Origin of the sequence: Klebsiella sp. P1CD1, from assembly GCF_003790505.1 — a bacterium.
GTDB classification, from domain to species: Bacteria; Pseudomonadota; Gammaproteobacteria; order Enterobacterales; family Enterobacteriaceae; genus Klebsiella; species Klebsiella variicola.
Genome location: NZ_CP033631.1, coordinates 4790318 through 4809883, shown reverse-complemented (window position 1 = coordinate 4809883; position 19566 = coordinate 4790318). Strand labels below are relative to the sequence as shown.

The following is a 19566-nucleotide window of genomic DNA, read 5'->3' as shown; positions in this document are numbered from 1 at the left end:
GAAACCCATAGAGTATAGAATCACCCGCCAGCAGAAATCCTCTGCTGGCTTTTTTCGTTTACTTCGCGTGTGTTAAGGACATTCCATGCTGTGGTTGATGACGATGGGACGACGGCTAAACGGCGTGTATGCCGCCTTTATGCTGGTTGCTTTTATGATGGGCGTGGCGGGCGCGTTGCAGGCGCCGACCTTGAGTTTGTTTCTCAGCCGCGAAGTAGGGGCGCAGCCGTTCTGGGTGGGCCTGTTCTACACGGTAAATGCCATTGCCGGGATCCTGGTGAGTCTGGCGTTGGCTAAGCGCTCTGATAGCCGCGGCGATCGGCGGCGGTTAATTATGCTCTGCTGCCTGATGGCGGTGGGCAATGCGCTGCTGTTTGCCTTCAACCGTCACTACCTGACGTTAATTACCTGCGGGGTGATGCTGGCGTCCATCGCCAATGCCGCCATGCCGCAGCTCTTCGCCCTGGCCCGGGAGTATGCCGACAGCTCGGCGCGGGAAGTGGTGATGTTCAGCTCGATCATGCGCGCCCAGCTGTCGCTGGCGTGGGTGATTGGCCCGCCTCTGGCCTTTATGCTGGCCCTCAATTATGGCTTTACCACCATGTTTTCCATTGCGGCGGGCATCTTTGTCATTAGCCTGGCGCTGATTGCCATTAAACTGCCCTCGGTCCCGCGGGTGGAGCAGCCTTCGGAAGAGGCGGCGGCGCTGGTGCAGGCCGGCGGCTGGCAGGATAAGAACGTGCGCATGCTGTTTATCGCCTCCACGCTGATGTGGACCTGCAACACGATGTATATCATTGATATGCCGCTGTGGATCAGTAACGATCTCGGTCTTCCCGACAGCCTTGCCGGGATCCTGATGGGCACCGCCGCCGGACTGGAAATACCGGCGATGATCCTCGCCGGCTACTACGTGAAGCGCTTTGGTAAACGTAAAATGATGGTGGCGGCGGTCGCGGCCGGTGTGCTGTTTTATGCCGGGTTGATTCTGTTTCATGGCCGTACGGCGCTGCTGGCCCTGCAGCTATTTAACGCGGTCTTTATCGGTATTATCGCCGGGATCGGTATGCTGTGGTTCCAGGACTTAATGCCGGGTCGGGCGGGGGCGGCGACCACCCTGTTCACCAACAGTATTTCCACCGGCGTGATCCTCGCCGGCGTGATGCAGGGGGCGCTGTCGCAAAGTTATGGCCACGCCAGCGTCTACTGGACAATCGCCGCGATTTCGCTGGTGACACTGTTTTTGACCAGCAGGGTGAAGGATATCTGACAATCTGCCTTGCCCCGGCGAGCCGCGTCGCCGGGGCAAGCTGACTACTCCAGGACGATACGCTTGATATCGCCGATGATAAAAATGTAGGCAATCACGCCGATCAGCGCCGTCAGGCCGACATAGATCAGCGCGTAAAAGAAATTACCCGTTGCGGAGATAATCACGCCAATTATCAGTGGCGCAATAATAGATGCCATATTGGCGCAAAAGTTAAATATGCCGCCGGTGAGGCCTGCCATATTTTCCGGGGCAATATCAGAAATTAAGGTCCAGCCCAGACCGACCATCCCCTGGCCAAAAAATGCCACCGACATAATAATGATAACGGTGCTGTTAGCGCTTACCCAGTTCGCCGCAATAATACAGCTGGACAGTAGTAAACCGGAAATTATTGGTAACTTTCGACTGATGTTGACGGAGCCGGTTCGCTTCAGCAACCGGTCCGAGATCCAGCCGCCGAAGAGGATGCCGATCGCGGCGGCGAGGAAGGGCCAGGTGGCGAAAAATCCGACGTGAAGCCAGGGAAGATGGCGCTCGTTGGCAAGATAGCTGGGAAACCACGTCAGGAAAAACACCAGCGTGGTGTTCCCGGCGAACTGGCCCAGACTGGCGCCTACGATCTGACGACAGCCCAGCAGACGCCTGGCGTCACGCCAGTTAAATGGAACGTTCTGGATTTTATTGTTAATGTTGTTTGCGCCGATGTAATCCAACTCTGCTTTATTAGCCGTGCGTGATTCATGCGGTTCGTGATAAAAACGCCACCACACCAACGTAAATAAAATACCTAATCCGCCGGTGAGAAAAAACAGCGTTCTCCAGCCATGGTGTTCGAGGATTAAAAATAACAGCGGCGAGAAAGCGGCCAGCCCTATATATTCGCCAACTGTATATGTTGCCGTCGCCCGCGCGCGCTCATGCTGGGGAAACCAGGTGCTGACGATGCGGCTGTTGGCCGGAAAGCAGGGCGCTTCGCTGACGCCAAGCCCCAGGCGCAGGAGGAGCAGGGTTTTCAGCCCGAGGGTAAAACTTTGCAGCAGAGTAAACAGCGACCAGAAGAAAATAGACAGGGCATAGGTGAGCTTGTTACCAAAACGGTCTAAAAATACCCCGCCAGGGATCTGCGCCAGCGCATAGGTCCAGGCAAAGGCGGAGAAAATGATGCCCATCATCGCTGGATCGATATGAATTTCCTGGGTTAATTGTGGGGCGACAATACCCAGGATGGTGCGATCGAGATAATTGATCATCGTTCCGACGGACAACAGCAGTAAAATAACTATCCGAACGCGGCTTCTTTTTTTCGTCCCCGATGAGGAAGTGAGTACTTCCTGAGAGTTTGACATACTCATAGCGAGTTCCTTTAAAGTTTAAAATATTTTTGCATATATTCGCACATGCAAAAACATCTCCAGGGACTATAGATAGTATCTATGAATGGCAACGCTTTGTTGCACATTCATACGCTTCACAAAAGAATATTTGATGTAACGCCGATATTTATCCGCTCCCGCACATTATTGGTGGCTTGCATGGTATATTAGCGTCAGTGCATTTATTCTTATATTATACGGGCAAAAATAATGAACCTAAAGCAACTTTATTATTTTAAACGTCTGTCTGAAACCGAACATTACACCGAAGCCGCCTCCAGTCTGTGCATCACCCAGCCCTCGCTAAGCCATGCGATATCGGAGCTGGAGAAGGAGTTAGGGGTCGCGCTGTTCGCCAGACAGGGACGGAACGTTAAAATTACGCAAAACGGCAAGCGTTTTTTGCCGTATGTCGAAGATGCGCTGGCCTCGCTGGAGAATGGCCGGATGACATTACAAAAAAATGGCGCCGAGAATAAAGAGAATATTCGCATCGCCTTTATTTACACGATGGGCGAATATGTTGTTCCGCAGTTAATTAATCAATATTCTCTTTCACCTGAATGTCACAACGTTACTTTTTCTTTTACTCAGGGGACATCGCTGACCCTATTGCAGGAGCTGAAAGCTGGCAAAGTCGATCTGGCGATTTGCTCTTATATTGCGGATGAGCCGGATATCGATTTTATTCCTGTTATTCAGCAGGAGCTGGTGGTGGTCACGGCGAAGGATCATCCGTTGGCCCGCCTGTATGAACATGAGGTCGATCTGGTAGAGACGATTCATTATCCCTATATCTATTTTTCAGAGAATAGCGGTTTACGTCCGTTTATCGATAATGTGTTTATGCAGCAAAAGCTGGTGCCGGAGATCGCCTGCTACGTGGATGAGGATACCGCGATGGCCGGGTTGGTCAGTATTGACTATGGGATCGCGATTATGCCGCGGATCTCCGCGCTCTCCTATTACAACGTTCACATCCTGAAGATTAAAAACACCATCCCCCCACGCTATATCTATCTGGCGACAATGAAAGATCGGTTACTTTCCCCGGCGCTACAGTCATTTAAAAATGTGGTTATCCACGACAGCCAGAATCTCTGTTAGCGGATGGCCCGGAGATCGCCTCCGGGCCATTCGGGCATCAGGAGAGAATATCCATCACTTCACGTAGTTTGGCGATGGCGATCTGTCCTGGCGCAGAAGCCTGTCCTACGGTACCGAAGGTCATCGCCGAGCCGAATAAGCGCCCGGTAACCCGGCTAACGCCACCGGATTTGCCCATCGACATGGTAATCAGCGGGCGAGTGGCATATTTTTCTTTCATGGTCAGCGTAGCGGCAAGCAAGGTCAGAACGTCCTGCGGCGACTGCGGCATCACCGCGATCTTCGGCAGGTCGGCGCCCAGATCCTGCATGCGGCGCAGGCGATAGATAATATCTTCCTGAGCGGGAGTCTTGTGGAAATCATGGTTACTCATGATCACCTTGACGCCCGCGGCATGCGCATCGTCAACCAGCGCGCGGATCTGCGCTTCATCATTGAATAGCTCGATATCGATAACATCAACCAGTCCGCTGCGCGCGGCTTCGCGATTGAGCGCGAAGTACGCTTCGTCGCTGATCTCGGTTTCGCCACCTTCTTTCTTGCTGCGGAAGGTGAACAGCAGCGGGAGCGCTTTCAGCGAGCCACGGATTTCCGCCAGCGCGGCCATCACCTGGGTCATGTCTCTGACCTGGGTAAAGTGGTCAACGCGCCATTCGATAATATCGGCGCCGGCATCGACCAGACCATGGGCGTTACCCAGTATCTCATCGAGGGTTTTGCCGATCAGCGGTACACAAATGAGGGTTTCCCCTTCCTGAAAGGTGATGTTCTTTACGGTTACTGCATTTGTCATGTAGGTATCCATTATTGTTCGCGTTGAACCTCAGGCGGTGACTGCGGTGCGGGACACTTTTTGCGCCGCCCGAGCCTGCAGTTGACGATAGCCGATGTACAGGGCGATCACAAAGCCGATCACGGCGATTGCAAAATCAAACCACATAATGCTGGCAATACTGATCTGCGAAAGCTTTGCGGTGATCAGGGGGATCGTGAAGCTGGCGATACTGCCGGCGGTGTAGAAGATCCCGGTTGCTTTGCCTTTTCCGTTCGGGAAACTCATTGCCATGATTGTTGCTCCCAACTGCAGTACCCCGCCGGCGGCGGCAAAGCCGATGATAAAGGCGAAGCCGGTGACCATCATCGGCGTCGGGAACAGGCACACCAGCAGCAGCGAAATCATCGACAGGCCAGTATATATGATCATGGCGATGGCTGAGCTGAACACCTCTTTGACGAAGGCGGCGGTCACGAAGACGCAGACCAGCGAACCGACGGTATAGATGCTAAGCAGTTTAATCGCCGAGGCGTAGGGCAGGCCGACCACGAATTGACCGTACTGCGCCAGCCACTGGCTGACCAGATAGAAGGTTGCCATGCCAATGTAGCCGTACAGGGTGAAGATCACCATATCCAGCTTATTAGCCTGCGGCCGGGCAGTTGCTTCCGCCTGCGCCGTAGGGGCCTCCTCTTTTTTCGCCGACTGGCTATCCGGGAATGGCATTTTGAGCAGGTAGATGCCGCTCAGGACAAACAGTCCCGCCGCAATGACGAACGACCAGCCGAACCACAGATTCGCCCAGATCAGGAAGCTGATAATGAATGGCAGCAGGAACTGTCCGGCGGAAACGAAGGCTTTGATCAGCACGTTGGCCCGGCTGGCGGAGTGCGGGAAAGACTCCATTAGCGCCGGATAGGTTCCGGAGTCGAGGAAGCTATTCGCCAGGCCCGCCATAATGCCGAAGACGTAGGCCAGATAGATATTTTTAGTCAGCAGGATGCCGACGAAGAAGATCAGATAGCTGAGGATCCCCAGATAAATAAAAGGCTTACGGCCAAAGCGATCCGACAAAAAGCCGGTCACAATGGTCGCCAGCTTGCCGATACCTAACGAGGAGATAACGATGGATACGCCAGCAGCGTCTGTTCCCCACTGTTCCTGAAGATGGGCCATGTTGAGGGTGATTAAGAGCACCCCCATGCCGTGAATCAGGTAGTTGAGATACAGCCCTGCCGCAGTAGGGATGTATTTATTTTTCATCATTCGCCTCTTAGAACAGAATGCTCTTGATGTAATCAACCGGCATCTGTTTACCCGTCCAGATTTCGAACGCGCGCGCGCCTTGCCACAGCATCATCCCCAGACCGTTCAGGGTGCGGCAGCCTTTTTTCTCCGCCACTTCCAGCAGGTGGGTTTTACGCGGGTTGTAGACGACGTCAGAGACGATCAGATCCGGGCGCAGGAAGCTGTCGTTCGGCAGCAACATTTGGCCTTCGAACGGCTTCATGCCAACGCCGGTGGCATTGGTCAGGATCACGCTGCTGTCGATTTCGGCGCGCAGCTTGTCATGATCGTCGAGATCGAACAGATGGATCTCGCAGTTGGTGTTGTTGCGGATCTTAGCTACCGTTTCTTCGGCGTTGGCGAAGAATTTATCGCGGCGGTTAAAGATGGAGATCGCCTTCACGCCATCCAGAGCCGCCTGGACGCAGAGCGCGGTCGCCGCGCCGCCGGCGCCGAGGACGGTCATCTTCTTGCCGATGATATCGATACCCGCTTCGCTAAGGGCGCGCATATAGCCGGTGCCGTCGGTGATATGTCCGGTCAGTACGCCATCGTCGTTGACCACGGTGTTGACCGCCCCGACCAGCTGCGCCGCCGGCGACAGCTTATCGAGATACTGGCAAATTTCGGTTTTGTTCGGCATAGAGACATTAAAGCCGCGCAGCTTCATTGCCCGAAAGCCCTGCACAACGTCCTTCAGCTCCTGATTACCGACTTCAAAAGCCAGATAAACATAGTCCAGCCCGAGATGGGCGAAAGCCTCGTTATGCATGGTGGGTGACATGCTGTGGCGAATCGGGGTGGCGATCAGGCCAATCAGCTCAGTGTGTCCAGTAATACGTTCTGCCATGACAAAAATCCTCAATAAGTTAGAAAGGGAATTCGTTGTGCTTCGCGACTGCCCAGCGCACCCATGTCTTCCAGGGTATCCAGCACGTTGCGGCCTTCGCGGATGCCGTCGATAATGCGCCGCGCCATCAGGCTGTCGCCGATATTCATGATTTTGACGTTATTGGCATTGGCCCAGCGCTCGATCTCGTCGAGACCCGTCCGGTTGGCGCGCATCCCCAGGCAGACAAAGCCGTAGTCAAAGGGGATATCGAAGGTTTGCTGTGTATTTTTCACCCGGAAATGGTCGGCAGCGACTGCCATCAGTTGGGTATTCATGTGCTGTTCGACCTGGTGCTCGTCGAGCATGGTCAACATGGCATTTTTGGTAATGATGTCGAGGTCGCGACCGGCGGCGTCCTGCATTTCGATTAATACCGCCTGCGCGCCGCGCGCCGTAAAGTATTCGATAACGTCGAGGCCAACGGCGCCTGCGCCGACGACGGCGATACGTTTACCCTCGATATCGGTAAATTTCGCCAGGTTGTCGATCATGCCGGTAATGGAAAAGACTTTGCCGTCCGCGGTATCAATGTTTTCCCGCAAGCCCTCAATGGGCGGCAGCAGCGGCGTTGAGCCGGTGGCGTTGACAATCAGATGCGGATGTAGGGCGGAAACTGAGGCCACGTCGGCACATTTGCCGACCTGCAGCATCAGGTTGTCCAGCGAGGCGATGCGATTTTTCATAAACTGCGGGAAATCAGCGATGCGTTTTTTCTCCGGCAGGCGGGAGATTTCGCTGGCGAGGCCGCCGACGTGGTTTTTCGCCTCCAGCAGCCAGGTATGGCAACCGACTTCCGCCGCCGTGCAGGCGGCTTCCATCCCGGCGGTGCCAGCGCCGATGACCACCACGTTCGTTTCGCGACTGACGCGGCGCATTTTGTAGGCATCGCCGTGGATGATGTCCGGGTTAATCGAACAGCGCAGCGGGCGCGAGCGGGCGATACGATGGTCAGCGCAACCGATATTGCAGGAGATGCATTTGCGCATCAGGCGCTCTTTACCGCCTTGCACCTTCTGCACCCACTCCGGCTCGGCAATCAGGCCGCGGCCAATGGCAATAAGGTCGGCATCGCCGCTGGCGAGAATATCCTCGGCCACCTGTGGTGAGCGAATATTGCCGGCGATGACCGTGGGCTTATGGAATTTATCGCGCACCGCGCGGGAGAGGTAGCGCTTCCAGCCATCCTCCAGCGACATCTGGTCGATTTGCAGATTCAGGTTGTCATTCTGCGCCGCAGAGACGTTGATGATATCGACCTTATCCTGGCAGAGTTCAAGGATGCGCAGGGAATCTTCGAGGGTATTGCCCCCCTTGAGGAAGTCGTCGGCGCTGATGCGCAGGCTGACCGGAAAACGCGGCCCCACGCAGGCGCGCACTTTATCGATAATCAGACTTAATATCCGGGTGCGATTTTCGACGCTGCCGCCAAATTCATCGGTGCGTTTGTTAAATAACGGCGATAAAAACTGGCTAATTAAATAGGAATGACCGGCATGAATTTCGACGCTGTCAAAACCCGCACGACGAACGCGCTCCGCGGCATCACCAAACTTTTCAACGGCATGATAAATTTCCTCATGCGTCATTGGGCGTGGAATATTTCCGTGCTTTTTCGAGGGCGTCGTGGAGGAAGAGAGTGGCGTCTGACCGTCAAGGCGGTAGGCGTACGCCGAAGCGCCGGCATGATTTAACTGAATGGATACGCAGGCGCCATGTTTATGCAGGGTCTCGGTTAATTTAAACAGTCGCGGAATATATTGATCGTTATCGATGCGTAACTGCGTGGTGCCGTTGGAAGCAAAGGGAAAATCAATACAGATGTTTTCGATGGTGATAAGTCCGGTGCCGCCTTTGGCCCGCAGTTCATAGTATTCCAGCTGTTCCTGCGAGACCTCGCCGTTGAGCGTGGCCATATTGGTGCCCATAGGGGGCATGATAATGCGGTTTTTTAGCGTCATGCCGTTGATGGTCAACGGACTGAAAAGGTGCGGATAGTGGCTCATCTCTTCTCTCCACAGGAGGCCGGGAGGCCGATATGCGGGGGCCCGGGCGTGTCCTTAGTTAATATTTCTCTGTGGGCAAAGATAGCGAGGGGAAAAATCGAAAAATAATGTTTTTTTTTGTTCTGAGCTATAGGGGTTCTCTATGAGATTAACGCTTCTTTCACATTCTTATATTTTTATATTAAACACTCGTGCCTTATTTTTACTTGCAGTGAAGGGATAATACATAAACAACGAAGAGGAAGAGAAGGAAAGCGGAATGATTCTTCTTTATGGTGTGGGGCAGGGTGGGGTCAAGGCCTGACAATCAGCGAATCAATATTGGTTTTTGTGCGTGAGATCGCAATTTCCGCCGCGATAAAATTAAAAAGCCCGGTCAAATGACCGGGCCCGAAGGTTAATTCATAAACGCCGGCAGCTTGCGTTCATAGTCGGAAATCGCCTCTCCGTGCTGCAGCGTCAGGCCGATGCTATCCAGGCCGTTGAGCATACAGTGGCGGCGGAAGTCGTCGATCTTAAAGCTGTAGGTTTTATCCCCAGCTTTAACCACCTGCGCTTCCAGATCCACTTCAAACGTCATGCCCGGGTTGGCCTGCACCAGCTTGAACAGCTCGTCGACCTGCTCGTCGCTCAGGGTCACCGGCAGCAGCTGGTTATTGAAGCTGTTGCCGTAAAAGATATCGGCAAAGCTTGGCGCAATCACGACCTTAAAGCCGTAATCGGTCAACGCCCACGGCGCGTGCTCGCGCGAGGAGCCGCAGCCGAAGTTTTCACGTGCCAGCAGGATTGACGCCCCTTTGTATTGCGGGAAATTCAGCACAAAATCCGGGTTCGGCTGCTGGCCTTTATCGTCGAGAAAGCGCCAGTCGTTAAACAGGTGGGCGCCGAAGCCGGTGCGAGTCACTTTCTGCAAAAACTGCTTGGGAATAATCGCGTCGGTATCGACGTTTGCAGCATCCAGCGGAACCACCAGGCCGGTATGTTGGGTAAATTTCTCTGCCATGATGGTCTCCTTACTTCAGATTACGGATATCGGCGAAATGACCGGTAACAGCTGCCGCTGCGGCCATTGCCGGGCTCACCAGGTGCGTGCGTCCGCCGCGGCCCTGACGGCCTTCAAAATTACGGTTGCTGGTGGAGGCACAGCGCTCGCCCGGATTCAGGCGGTCATTGTTCATTGCCAGACACATCGAGCAACCCGGTAAGCGCCACTCAAAGCCGGCTTCGATGAAGATCTTATCCAGGCCTTCCGCTTCCGCCTGCGCTTTCACCGGACCGGAACCCGGCACCACCAGCGCCTGGACACCCGGCGCCACTTTACGCCCTTTAGCGATTTCCGCCGCGGCGCGTAAATCTTCGATTCGCGAGTTGGTGCAGGAGCCGATAAACACTTTATCGATAGCCACATCCGTCAGCGGGATCCCGGATTTCAGGCCCATGTAGGCCAGCGCTTTTTCGGCGCTGGCGCGTTCCACTGGATCGCTGAATGACGCCGGATCGGGGATATTATCCGTCACTGAGATCACCTGGCCCGGGTTGGTGCCCCAGGTCACCTGCGGGGCAATCTCCGCCGCCTGCAGCGTCACCACGGTATCAAACGTCGCGCCATCGTCGGTTTTCAGGGTTTTCCAGTACGCGACGGCATCGTCAAAATCTTTGCCTTTCGGCGCATGCAGACGGCCGCGTACGTAATTGAAGGTGGTTTCGTCCGGCGCGACCAGGCCCGCTTTGGCGCCCATCTCGATCGCCATGTTGCACAGGGTCATACGCCCTTCCATGCTCAGATCGCGGATCGCTTCGCCGCAGAACTCAACCACATGGCCGGTGCCGCCGGCGCTACCGGTTTTACCAATGATGGCCAGCACGATATCTTTGGCGGTAATGCCCGGCGCCGCTTTGCCTTGCACGTCGATTTTCATGGTCTTCGCGCGGCCCTGTTTCAGGGTCTGGGTCGCCAGCACATGCTCCACTTCGGAGGTGCCGATACCGAACGCCAGGGCCCCGAACGCGCCGTGGGTGGCGGTATGGGAGTCACCGCAAACAATGGTCATCCCCGGCAGGGTGACGCCCTGCTCCGGGCCCATGACGTGGACGATACCCTGGTATGGGTGATTTAAGTCATACAGCTCAACGCCAAACTCTTTACAGTTCTTAATCAGCTCCTGCATCTGGATACGGGCCATCTCGCCGGACGCGTTGATATCTTTGGTCTGCGTCGAGACGTTGTGATCCATGGTCGCGAAGGTTTTACCCGGCTGGCGCACCTGGCGGCCATGCGCGCGCAGGCCGTCAAACGCCTGCGGGGAGGTCACTTCGTGCACCAGATGGCGGTCGATGTACAGCAGCGGGGTTTCGTTCTGCGCCTCATACACTACGTGCGCATCAAATAATTTTTCGTATAACGTCTTCGCCATGATTACACCCCTTCTGCGACATAGCGGGCAATGATATCGCCCATTTCATCAGTACTGACCGCCGCCGTTCCGCGCGCCAGGTCGCCAGTACGAACCCCTTCCTCTAAGGCACGGTTGATGGCGCTTTCAATGGCGGTCGCCGCTTCGTCAGCGTCGAGGCTGTAGCGCAGCAGCAGGGCCAGAGAGAGGATCTGCGCGATCGGGTTAGCGATATTTTTGCCCGCGATGTCCGGCGCCGAGCCGCCCGCTGGTTCATACAGGCCAAAACCTTGTTCGTTAAGGCTCGCGGACGGCAGCATACCCATCGAGCCGGTGATCATCGCGCACTCGTCGGAGAGGATGTCGCCAAACAGGTTGGAGCACAGCAGCACGTCGAACTGGGACGGATCTTTAATCAGTTGCATGGTGGCGTTATCGATATACATATGCGCCAGCTCAACGTCCGGATACTCCTTGCCGATCTCGGTGACGATTTCGCGCCACAGAATGGACGACTGCAGGACGTTGGCCTTATCGATGGAGGTCACTTTGTGACGACGCTTACGAGCGGATTCAAAAGCGATGCGCGCGATACGTTCGATTTCAAAGCGGTGATACACCTCGGTATCAAAGGCTTTCTCATGCTGACCGCTGCCTTCGCGGCCTTTTGGCTGGCCGAAGTAGATGCCGCCGGTCAGTTCGCGAACGCAGAGAATGTCGAAGCCGTTGGCAGCGATGTCGGCGCGCAGCGGGCAGAACTCCTCCAGCCCCTGGTACAGTTTGGCCGGACGCAGATTGCTGAACAGTTTGAAGTGCTTACGCAGCGGCAGCAGCGCACCGCGCTCTGGCTGCTCGGCGGGCGGCAGGTGTTCCCATTTCGGACCACCGACGGAGCCGAACAGGATCGCATCCGCCTGTTCGCATCCGGCGACGGTCGCCTGCGGCAGGGGAGTCCCCTGACGGTCAATAGCCGCCCCACCGACGTCATACTGGCTGGTGGTAATGTGCATGGCAAAACGTTGGCGCACGGCTTCCAGTACTTTCATCGCCTGGTTCATCACTTCCGGGCCAATGCCATCACCCGGCAAAACGGCAATATGGTAATTCTTCGACATTACACGGTTTCCTTATTGTTCTCTTTATTCTGAGCTTTGCGTTGCAATTCTTTTTCGACTTCGGCGGCGCGCCAGATGTTGTTCAGCACGTGAACCATGGCTTTTGCTGACGACTCAACGATATCTGTGGCCAGACCAACACCGTGGAAACGGCGGCCGTTGTAGTCAACGACGATATCCACCTGGCCCAGGGCGTCTTTGCCGTGGCCTTTCGCACTTAAGCCATACTTCACTAAATCAATGTTGTAGTTTGTCACGCGGTTAATAGCCTGGTAGATGGCGTCGACCGGACCGTTGCCATTAGCGGCTTCGGTTTTGATTTCATCCCCGCAGACCAGCTTGATTGAAGCAGTGGCGATATCGCTGGAGCCAGACTGGACGCTGAAGTAGTCCAGGCGGAAATGCTCCGGCTCTTCCTGCTGCTTGTTGATAAACGCCAGCGCTTCCAGATCGTAATCGAAGACCTGGCCTTTTTTGTCCGCCAGCTTCAGGAACGCGTCGTACAGATGATCCAGGTTGTAATCGCTCTCCTGGTAACCCATCTCTTCCATCCGGTGTTTCACCGCCGCGCGACCGGAGCGGGAAGTCAGGTTCAGCTGTACCTGGTTCAGGCCGATGGATTCCGGAGTCATGATTTCGTAGTTTTCGCGGTTCTTCAGTACGCCGTCCTGGTGGATGCCGGAGGAGTGGGCGAAGGCGCCGGTGCCGACGATGGCTTTGTTGGCCGGGATAGGCATATTGCAGATCTGGCTGACGGTCTGGCTGGTGCGCCAGATTTCATGATGATTAATGTTGGTGTGCACGTTCATGATGTCTTTGCGCACTTTGATCGCCATGATCACTTCTTCCAGCGCACAGTTGCCAGCGCGTTCGCCGATACCGTTCATCGCGCCTTCTACCTGGCGCGCACCGGCGTGGACCGCGGCGAGGGCGTTACCGACGGCGATGCCCAGGTCATCATGGGTGTGGACGGAAATAATCGCTTTGTCGATATTCGGCACGCGATCATACAGGCCGCTGATAATGTTGGCGTATTCGAACGGCATGGTGTAGCCGACGGTGTCCGGGATATTAATGGTGGTGGCGCCAGCGTTGATCGCCGCTTCGACGACGCGAGCCAGATCGGCAATCGGCGTGCGGCCGGCGTCTTCACAAGAGAATTCGACATCGTCAGTGTAGTTGCGCGCCCGCTTCACCATATAGATCGCGCGCTCAATCACTTCATCCAGCGTGCTGCGCAGTTTGGTGGCGATATGCATCGGCGAGGTTGCAATAAAGGTATGGATGCGGAAAGCTTCAGCCACCTTTAAGGATTCTGCTGCCACATCGATATCTTTCTCAACGCAGCGCGCCAGAGCGCAAACACGACTGTTTTTGATGGTGCGCGCGATACTTTGCACCGATTCAAAATCGCCCGGGGAAGAGACCGGGAAACCGACTTCCATTACGTCGACCCCCATACGCTCAAGGGCCAGAGCGATCTGCAGCTTCTCTTTGACACTCAGGCTTGCCTGTAACGCTTGTTCGCCATCACGTAAGGTCGTATCGAAAATAATGACTTGCTGGCTCATGGTTTGGATCCTTAGTCTGTGTCCTGGCGCCTTGTTGACGAGCATAAAAAAACCCGCGCCAAGGCGCGGGTTTTATAGTCTTGCTGGAAGATGACTTAACGCTGAACGTCGCCCAACAGCCTACCGCGCAAATGGCATGCGTTTAGTAGTAGTAGGCTGGTGATACGAGCGGTGCGAATCATTGCGTCAAACTCCAGATGAAATCGTTATGCTTTTAGAGTTACTGGATAGCCGTTTTAAAGTCAACCCCTGGCACGGAAAAAGCGTTATTGGCTCTCGATGTGAATTAGCAAATTGTGCTGATGCAAGCCCTGTTTTGCCGAAGATCCTATTTTGGACAAAGGGAGGCGCGTCCTCAATTGTTTCATTTGAAAAAGTGCTTTGCATTCAACGCATCGGCCACGATGAACCGTGAACGAGGCGGCAAAAAAAGCTATCTGAATGAAAATATTATATTTATTTTCCTTATGAATGTATTTGCTCATTAGCGGATTATTTTTCAATGATAAGCAGTTGTTAATTTTATGAGGTTAAAAATAAAATACTTTATTATTGCTTAAGTTACAGTTAACTAGTGGTGTTGTTTTTATTTTTACGGATTATGGGTACACTCATCATCATTAAGTAACCGGTATGGTTTGAGCGGTTCATTTTCCTGGTAGTCCCGCTTTTTCACTGCCACTCATAGCCTTGATATATTCCTAAAAATCTCCTTTGCTATTTTGCAAATGTCATTTGCATGATAAATGATATTTTCGACGCTAATTATAGCGGTTTAGTAAAGGGAATTCATCGTGACGGCGGAATTAGATATGTTAATTGACACTCCAGAATATAAATCAGCCCCCGGACAGGAAGTCGTTAAACCTCAACTACGGATGGTTGATCTCAATCTGCTCACCGTTTTTGATGCGGTTATGCAAGAGCAGAATATCACCCGTGCCGCCCATACGCTCGGCATGTCTCAACCCGCGGTGAGTAACGCGGTTTCACGTCTGAAAGTGATGTTTAATGATGAGCTGTTTGTGCGCTATGGCCGCGGTATTCAGCCGACGGCGCGGGCCTATCAGCTTTTTGGTTCTGTGCGCCAGGCGCTGCAGCTGGTCCAAAACGAATTGCCGGGCTCCGGTTTTGAACCGCTAAGCAGTGAGCGCGTTTTCCATCTGTGCGTCTGCAGCCCGCTGGATAACATCCTGACGTCGGTTATTTTTAATAAAGTTGCGGAGATCGCACCCAATATTCATTTGGTCTTTAAATCCGCGCTGAATCAAAATACGGAACATCAGTTACGTTATCAGGAAACGGAATTTGTGATCGGTTATGAAGAGTTCCGTCGCCCTGAGTTTGCCTGCGTCCCGTTATTCAAAGACGAAATGGTTTTGGTGGCCAGTCGCAACCATCCCCGTATTTCCGGGCCGGTGATGGAGGCGGATATTTATCGTGAGGAGCATGCTACGGTGGCTCTCGATCGGTATGCCTCATTCAGTTTACCGTGGTATGACACGGCCGATAAACAGGCGCGTATCGCCTATCAGGGTAATGCGATGGTCAGCGTATTAAACGTGGTATCGCAAACTCAGATGGTGGCGATTGCCCCGCGCTGGCTGGCCAATGAGTTTGCCGATAAATTAGCCCTGCAAATATTACCTTTGCCGTTGAAGGTTAACAGCCGGACCTGCTATCTCTCGTGGCATGAAGCGGCTGGCCGCGATAAAGGCCATCAGTGGATGGAAGAGCTGCTGGTGGATATTTGCAAGCGCTGAGCCGATGGCAACGAGGGTAAAAGGAGCTTCGGCTCCTTTTTTTATATGATGTAAATTCGATAATGCAGAATTTTGTTCTGTTTGACCTGTTCGAGGCATTCGTTGGGTTCGTGAAAAATGGATCAATTCCTGCTATCACGCCTTTTCTCCGAGCATTTACCATTCCCTTTTCTTATCTCTGAAGCAATCCACCATATTTTCACTTCTCCGCTTTCTTTTCTTCTTATTACGGGGATAACACATCCCCTGCGGCGAATTGCCTGCCTGCTGGCGAGCAGTTATGGTAGTGGCATGCAGTCCATTCACCTCAGTGCGGAGGGTCTCTCCTCCGCATCGTGCGAGCGCGCGGAAATTGAGTTCCGCTGTCGTAAAACAATAAGCCTGGAGGCAAACCATGGAGATGTTGTCAGGAGCCGAGATGGTCGTCCAATCGCTTGTCGATCAGGGCGTCAAGCAAGTATTCGGCTATCCCGGAGGCGCAGTCCTCGATATCTATGATGCGTTACATACCCTTGGCGGTATCGATCATGTGCTGGTTCGCCACGAGCAGGCGGCAGTGCATATGGCGGATGGCCTGGCGCGGGCGACCGGCGAGGTTGGCGTCGTGCTGGTCACCTCTGGACCAGGGGCGACGAACGCCATCACCGGTATCGCGACGGCCTATATGGATTCCATTCCGCTGGTGATCCTCTCCGGGCAGGTGGCGACATCGCTGATCGGCTACGATGCCTTCCAGGAGTGCGACATGGTGGGGATTTCCCGTCCGGTGGTGAAGCACAGTTTCCTGGTGAAGCAGACCGAAGATATTCCCGGTGTCCTGAAGAAAGCCTTCTGGCTGGCGGCCAGCGGTCGCCCCGGACCGGTGGTGGTCGATCTACCGAAAGATATTCTCAATCCGGCGAAAAAGCTGCCGTACGCCTGGCCGGAGGCGGTGAGTATGCGTTCGTATAACCCGACCACCAGCGGTCATAAGGGACAGATTAAACGCGCCCTGCAGACCCTGGTGGCGGCGAGTAAGCCGGTCGTTTACGTCGGCGGCGGGGCGATCAATGCGCATTGCGAACCCCAGCTGCGTGAACTGGTGGAAAAGCTGAAGCTGCCGGTTGCTTCCTCCCTGATGGGGCTTGGCGCTTTCCCGGCGACGCACCCGCAGGCGCTGGGGATGCTGGGTATGCACGGCACCTATGAAGCCAACATGACCATGCACCATTCGGACGTCATTTTCGCCGTCGGCGTCCGCTTTGACGATCGGACCACCAACAATCTGGCCAAGTACTGTCCGAACGCGACGGTGCTGCATATTGATATCGATCCGACCTCGATCTCGAAAACCGTGCCGGCGGATGTGCCGATCGTCGGCGATGCCCGGCTGGTACTGGAGCAGATGCTGGAGCTACTGGACCAGGAAGAGACGCAGCAGCCGCTGGACGACATTCGCGACTGGTGGCAACAGATCGAGCAGTGGCGTGCCCGCCATTGTCTGCGCTACGACGACCGGAGCGATAAAATCAAACCGCAGGCGGTGATTGAAACTATCTGGCGGTTGACCCAGGGCGATGCCTACGTCACTTCCGATGTGGGCCAGCACCAGATGTTCGCCGCCCTGTATTACCCCTTCGACAAACCACGGCGCTGGATTAACTCCGGTGGTCTCGGCACCATGGGCTTTGGCCTACCGGCTGCGCTGGGGGTCAAAATGGCTCTGCCGGACGAAATGGTGGTCTGCGTGACCGGTGACGGCAGTATCCAGATGAACATTCAGGAACTCTCTACTGCGCTGCAGTATGAGTTACCGGTTCTGGTGCTTAACCTCAACAACCGCTATCTCGGGATGGTGAAGCAGTGGCAGGATATGCTCTATTCCGGGCGCCACTCCCAGTCCTATATGGAATCGCTGCCGGACTTTGTGCGTCTGGCGGAAGCCTATGGTCACGTCGGGATCCGCATCAGCGAGCCGCAGGAGCTGGAGTCAAAGCTTGCTGAAGCGCTGGAGCAGGTGCGTCAGCGCCGGCTGGTGTTTGTCGATGTCACCGTCGACGGCAGTGAGCATGTGTACCCCATGCAGATCCGCGGCGGCGGCATGGATGAGATGTGGTTGAGCAAAACGGAGAGGACCTGATTATGCGCCGGATATTATCGGTATTACTGGAAAACGAATCGGGCGCATTGTCCCGCGTTATCGGCCTCTTTTCCCAGCGCGGCTATAATATAGAAAGCCTGACTGTGGCGCCGACGGACGACCCTACGCTCTCCAGAATGACCATCCAGACCGTGGGCGATGAAAAAGCGATCGAGCAGATTGAAAAGCAGCTGCACAAGCTGGTGGATGTGCTGCGAGTCAGCGAATTGGGGCAGGGGGCCCATGTCGAACGCGAAATCATGCTGGTGAAGGTTCAGGCCAGCGGCTATGGCCGTGAAGAAGTGAAACGCAACACCGAAATCTTTCGCGGACAGATTATCGATGTGACGCCTTCTATCTATACCGTTCAGCTCGCCGGAACCAGTGATAAGCTTGATGCTTTCCTGGCTTCGCTGCGCGATGTCGCTCGGATCGTAGAAGTGGCTCGCTCCGGTGTGGTCGGCCTGTCTCGCGGTGATAAAATCATGCGCTGAGGATCGGGAACTGATGCAAAAATAGCCTGGCAGCGACTGTCGGGCTTTTTTTTTGCGAAATCAGTAGGAACTGTAAGCGAAAGCGGTTGCTGCGCTAACTATTCTGCGCTTAGATGTTATAAAAAGGGTTCCATACCTGAATAATGGTTATGTTTGGCACTTCTTACCCAAGGGGCAATTGTGAAACTGGATGAAATCGCCCGGCTGGCCGGTGTTTCAAGAACCACCGCGAGCTATGTGATTAATGGCAAAGCGAAGCAGTACCGCGTAAGCGATAAAACGGTCGAAAAGGTGATGGCTGTGGTGCGGGAGCATAACTATCATCCGAATGCGGTCGCCGCTGGCCTGCGTGCAGGACGCACACGATCTATCGGTCTGGTGATCCCGGATCTCGAAAATACCAGCTATACCCGCATTGCAAATTATCTCGAACGTCAGGCGCGTCAGCGTGGCTATCAGCTGCTGATTGCCTGTTCTGAGGATCAACCCGATAACGAGATGCGCTGCATTGAGCATCTGCTGCAGCGCCAGGTGGACGCTATCATTGTCTCTACCTCGCTGCCGCCGGAGCACCCTTTCTATCAACGCTGGGCTAACGATCCATTTCCGATTGTCGCGCTTGACCGCGCCCTTGACCGCGAGCATTTCACCAGTGTGGTCGGCGCTGATCAGGATGACGCTGAAATGCTCGCTGCCGAGCTGCGGACCTTCCCTGGCGAAACGGTACTTTATCTCGGCGCGCTGCCGGAACTGTCGGTGAGCTTCCTGCGCGAGCAGGGCTTCCGCAAAGCCTGGCAGGACGATCCGCGCGAGGTGCATTATCTCTATGCCAACAGCTATGAGCGCGAAGCGGCGGCTCAGCTGTTTGAGAAATGGCTTGAAACCCATCCGATGCCTCAGGCGCTGTTTACTACCTCTTTCCCGTTGCTGCAGGGCGTGATGGATGTGACGCTGCGCCGTGAGGGCAAACTGCCCTCCGAGCTGGCGATCGCCACCTTCGGCGATAATGAGCTGCTCGATTTTCTGCAGTGCCCGGTGCTGGCGGTGGCTCAGCGCCATCGCGATGTCGCTGAGCGGGTGCTGGAGATCGTCCTCGCCAGCCTCGATGAACCGCGCAAGCCAAAGCCGGGCCTGAGCCGTATTCGCCGTAATCTCTATCGTCGTGGTAGCCTGAATCGCCGCTAAGCGCGCAATATCGCCAGAGCCCAGGAATATTCCTGGCGGGCCTGCCGGAAAGCAGGCCTTTGGCGATTAATCAGGCAATTGACGTCCAAAATGCAAAACTGAATATATTTCAGACAAATCCCTAAACTTCTTTACGTGTTATTTTGTTTAATTCGCTGGCAATCGTTTTGTTACTCAAAACGGGACACAAAAAATGATTGCGCAGGCTTTAATTGT

Annotated in this window: 16 protein-coding genes; 6 read left to right on the top strand and 10 right to left on the bottom strand. The window is 54.6% G+C overall.

From position 1 onward, the window contains the following. Positions 1-85: 85 nt before the first annotated feature. Positions 86-1270, top strand: coding sequence for a sugar efflux transporter (locus tag DTA24_RS23805; protein WP_008807453.1), 1185 nt, complete (start codon positions 86-88; stop codon positions 1268-1270). 44 nt (positions 1271-1314) lie between these two features. Here DTA24_RS23805 and DTA24_RS23800 read toward each other — a convergent pair whose 3' ends face one another. Then, positions 1315-2625, bottom strand: a complete 1311-nt coding sequence (locus tag DTA24_RS23800) for an MFS transporter (protein WP_012542864.1) — start codon at positions 2623-2625, stop codon at positions 1315-1317. A 231-nt stretch (positions 2626-2856) separates the two neighbouring features. Here DTA24_RS23800 and DTA24_RS23795 point away from each other — a divergent pair, with 231 nt between their 5' ends. Next, a complete protein-coding gene (locus DTA24_RS23795; protein ID WP_012542863.1) occupies positions 2857-3753 on the top strand; it encodes a LysR family transcriptional regulator in 897 nt (298 codons plus the stop codon). Positions 3754-3790: 37 nt separating this feature from the next. Here the strand turns inward: DTA24_RS23795 and aroD are convergent, their stop codons facing one another. From aroD to leuL, 9 genes are all read right to left on the bottom strand, one after another. Next, entirely contained in the window at positions 3791-4546 is a 756-nt protein-coding gene (gene aroD / locus DTA24_RS23790) for a type I 3-dehydroquinate dehydratase (RefSeq protein ID WP_032701155.1), read from the bottom strand. 30 nt (positions 4547-4576) lie between these two features. Next, the gene (locus tag DTA24_RS23785) at positions 4577-5791 is read right to left on the bottom strand and encodes an MFS transporter (protein ID WP_012542861.1); all 1215 of its coding nucleotides are present in this window, start codon (positions 5789-5791) and stop codon (positions 4577-4579) included. A gap of 10 nt (positions 5792-5801) precedes the next feature. After that, the gene (locus DTA24_RS23780; protein ID WP_008807448.1) at positions 5802-6665 is read right to left on the bottom strand and encodes a shikimate dehydrogenase; all 864 of its coding nucleotides are present in this window, start codon (positions 6663-6665) and stop codon (positions 5802-5804) included. Between the two features lie 11 nt (positions 6666-6676). Further along, positions 6677-8710, bottom strand: a complete 2034-nt coding sequence (locus DTA24_RS23775) for an FAD-dependent oxidoreductase (protein ID WP_016160290.1) — start codon at positions 8708-8710, stop codon at positions 6677-6679. A 397-nt stretch (positions 8711-9107) separates the two neighbouring features. After that, positions 9108-9713 carry a 3-isopropylmalate dehydratase small subunit gene (leuD, locus tag DTA24_RS23770; RefSeq protein WP_008807446.1) on the bottom strand — a complete coding sequence of 202 codons (606 nt, stop codon included), beginning with the start codon at positions 9711-9713 and terminating at the stop codon, positions 9108-9110. A 10-nt stretch (positions 9714-9723) separates the two neighbouring features. After that, on the bottom strand, positions 9724-11124 hold the full coding sequence (gene leuC / locus DTA24_RS23765) for a 3-isopropylmalate dehydratase large subunit (RefSeq protein ID WP_008807445.1): 1401 nt from the start codon (positions 11122-11124) through the stop codon (positions 9724-9726). Positions 11125-11126: 2 nt separating this feature from the next. Beyond that, entirely contained in the window at positions 11127-12218 is a 1092-nt protein-coding gene (gene leuB / locus DTA24_RS23760; protein ID WP_008807444.1) for a 3-isopropylmalate dehydrogenase, read from the bottom strand. Further along, the gene (leuA, locus tag DTA24_RS23755) at positions 12218-13789 is read right to left on the bottom strand and encodes a 2-isopropylmalate synthase (RefSeq protein ID WP_008807443.1); all 1572 of its coding nucleotides are present in this window, start codon (positions 13787-13789) and stop codon (positions 12218-12220) included. Before leuA ends, leuB begins: the two co-directional genes overlap by 1 nt. 95 nt (positions 13790-13884) lie before the next feature. Further along, positions 13885-13971, bottom strand: a complete 87-nt coding sequence (gene leuL / locus DTA24_RS23750) for a leu operon leader peptide (protein ID WP_004222662.1) — start codon at positions 13969-13971, stop codon at positions 13885-13887. Positions 13972-14583: 612 nt separating this feature from the next. On the opposite strand from leuL, the gene leuO reads away from it, so the two are divergent. The 4 genes from leuO (at position 14584) to cra (ending at position 19350) form a co-directional block, all read left to right on the top strand. Further along, positions 14584-15552, top strand: coding sequence for a transcriptional regulator LeuO (leuO, locus tag DTA24_RS23740; protein WP_072121929.1), 969 nt, complete (start codon positions 14584-14586; stop codon positions 15550-15552). A 394-nt stretch (positions 15553-15946) separates the two neighbouring features. Further along, positions 15947-17671: an acetolactate synthase 3 large subunit gene (gene ilvI, locus DTA24_RS23730; RefSeq protein WP_023297065.1), complete on the top strand. Its 1725-nt coding sequence runs from the start codon at positions 15947-15949 to the stop codon at positions 17669-17671. A gap of 2 nt (positions 17672-17673) precedes the next feature. Continuing rightward, entirely contained in the window at positions 17674-18165 is a 492-nt protein-coding gene (gene ilvN, locus DTA24_RS23725) for an acetolactate synthase small subunit (protein WP_002888536.1), read from the top strand. 180 nt (positions 18166-18345) lie between these two features. Continuing rightward, positions 18346-19350 (top strand): catabolite repressor/activator, encoded by a 1005-nt coding sequence (gene cra, locus DTA24_RS23720; protein ID WP_004145952.1) that lies wholly within the window; start codon positions 18346-18348, stop codon positions 19348-19350. Positions 19351-19566 lie beyond the last annotated feature (216 nt).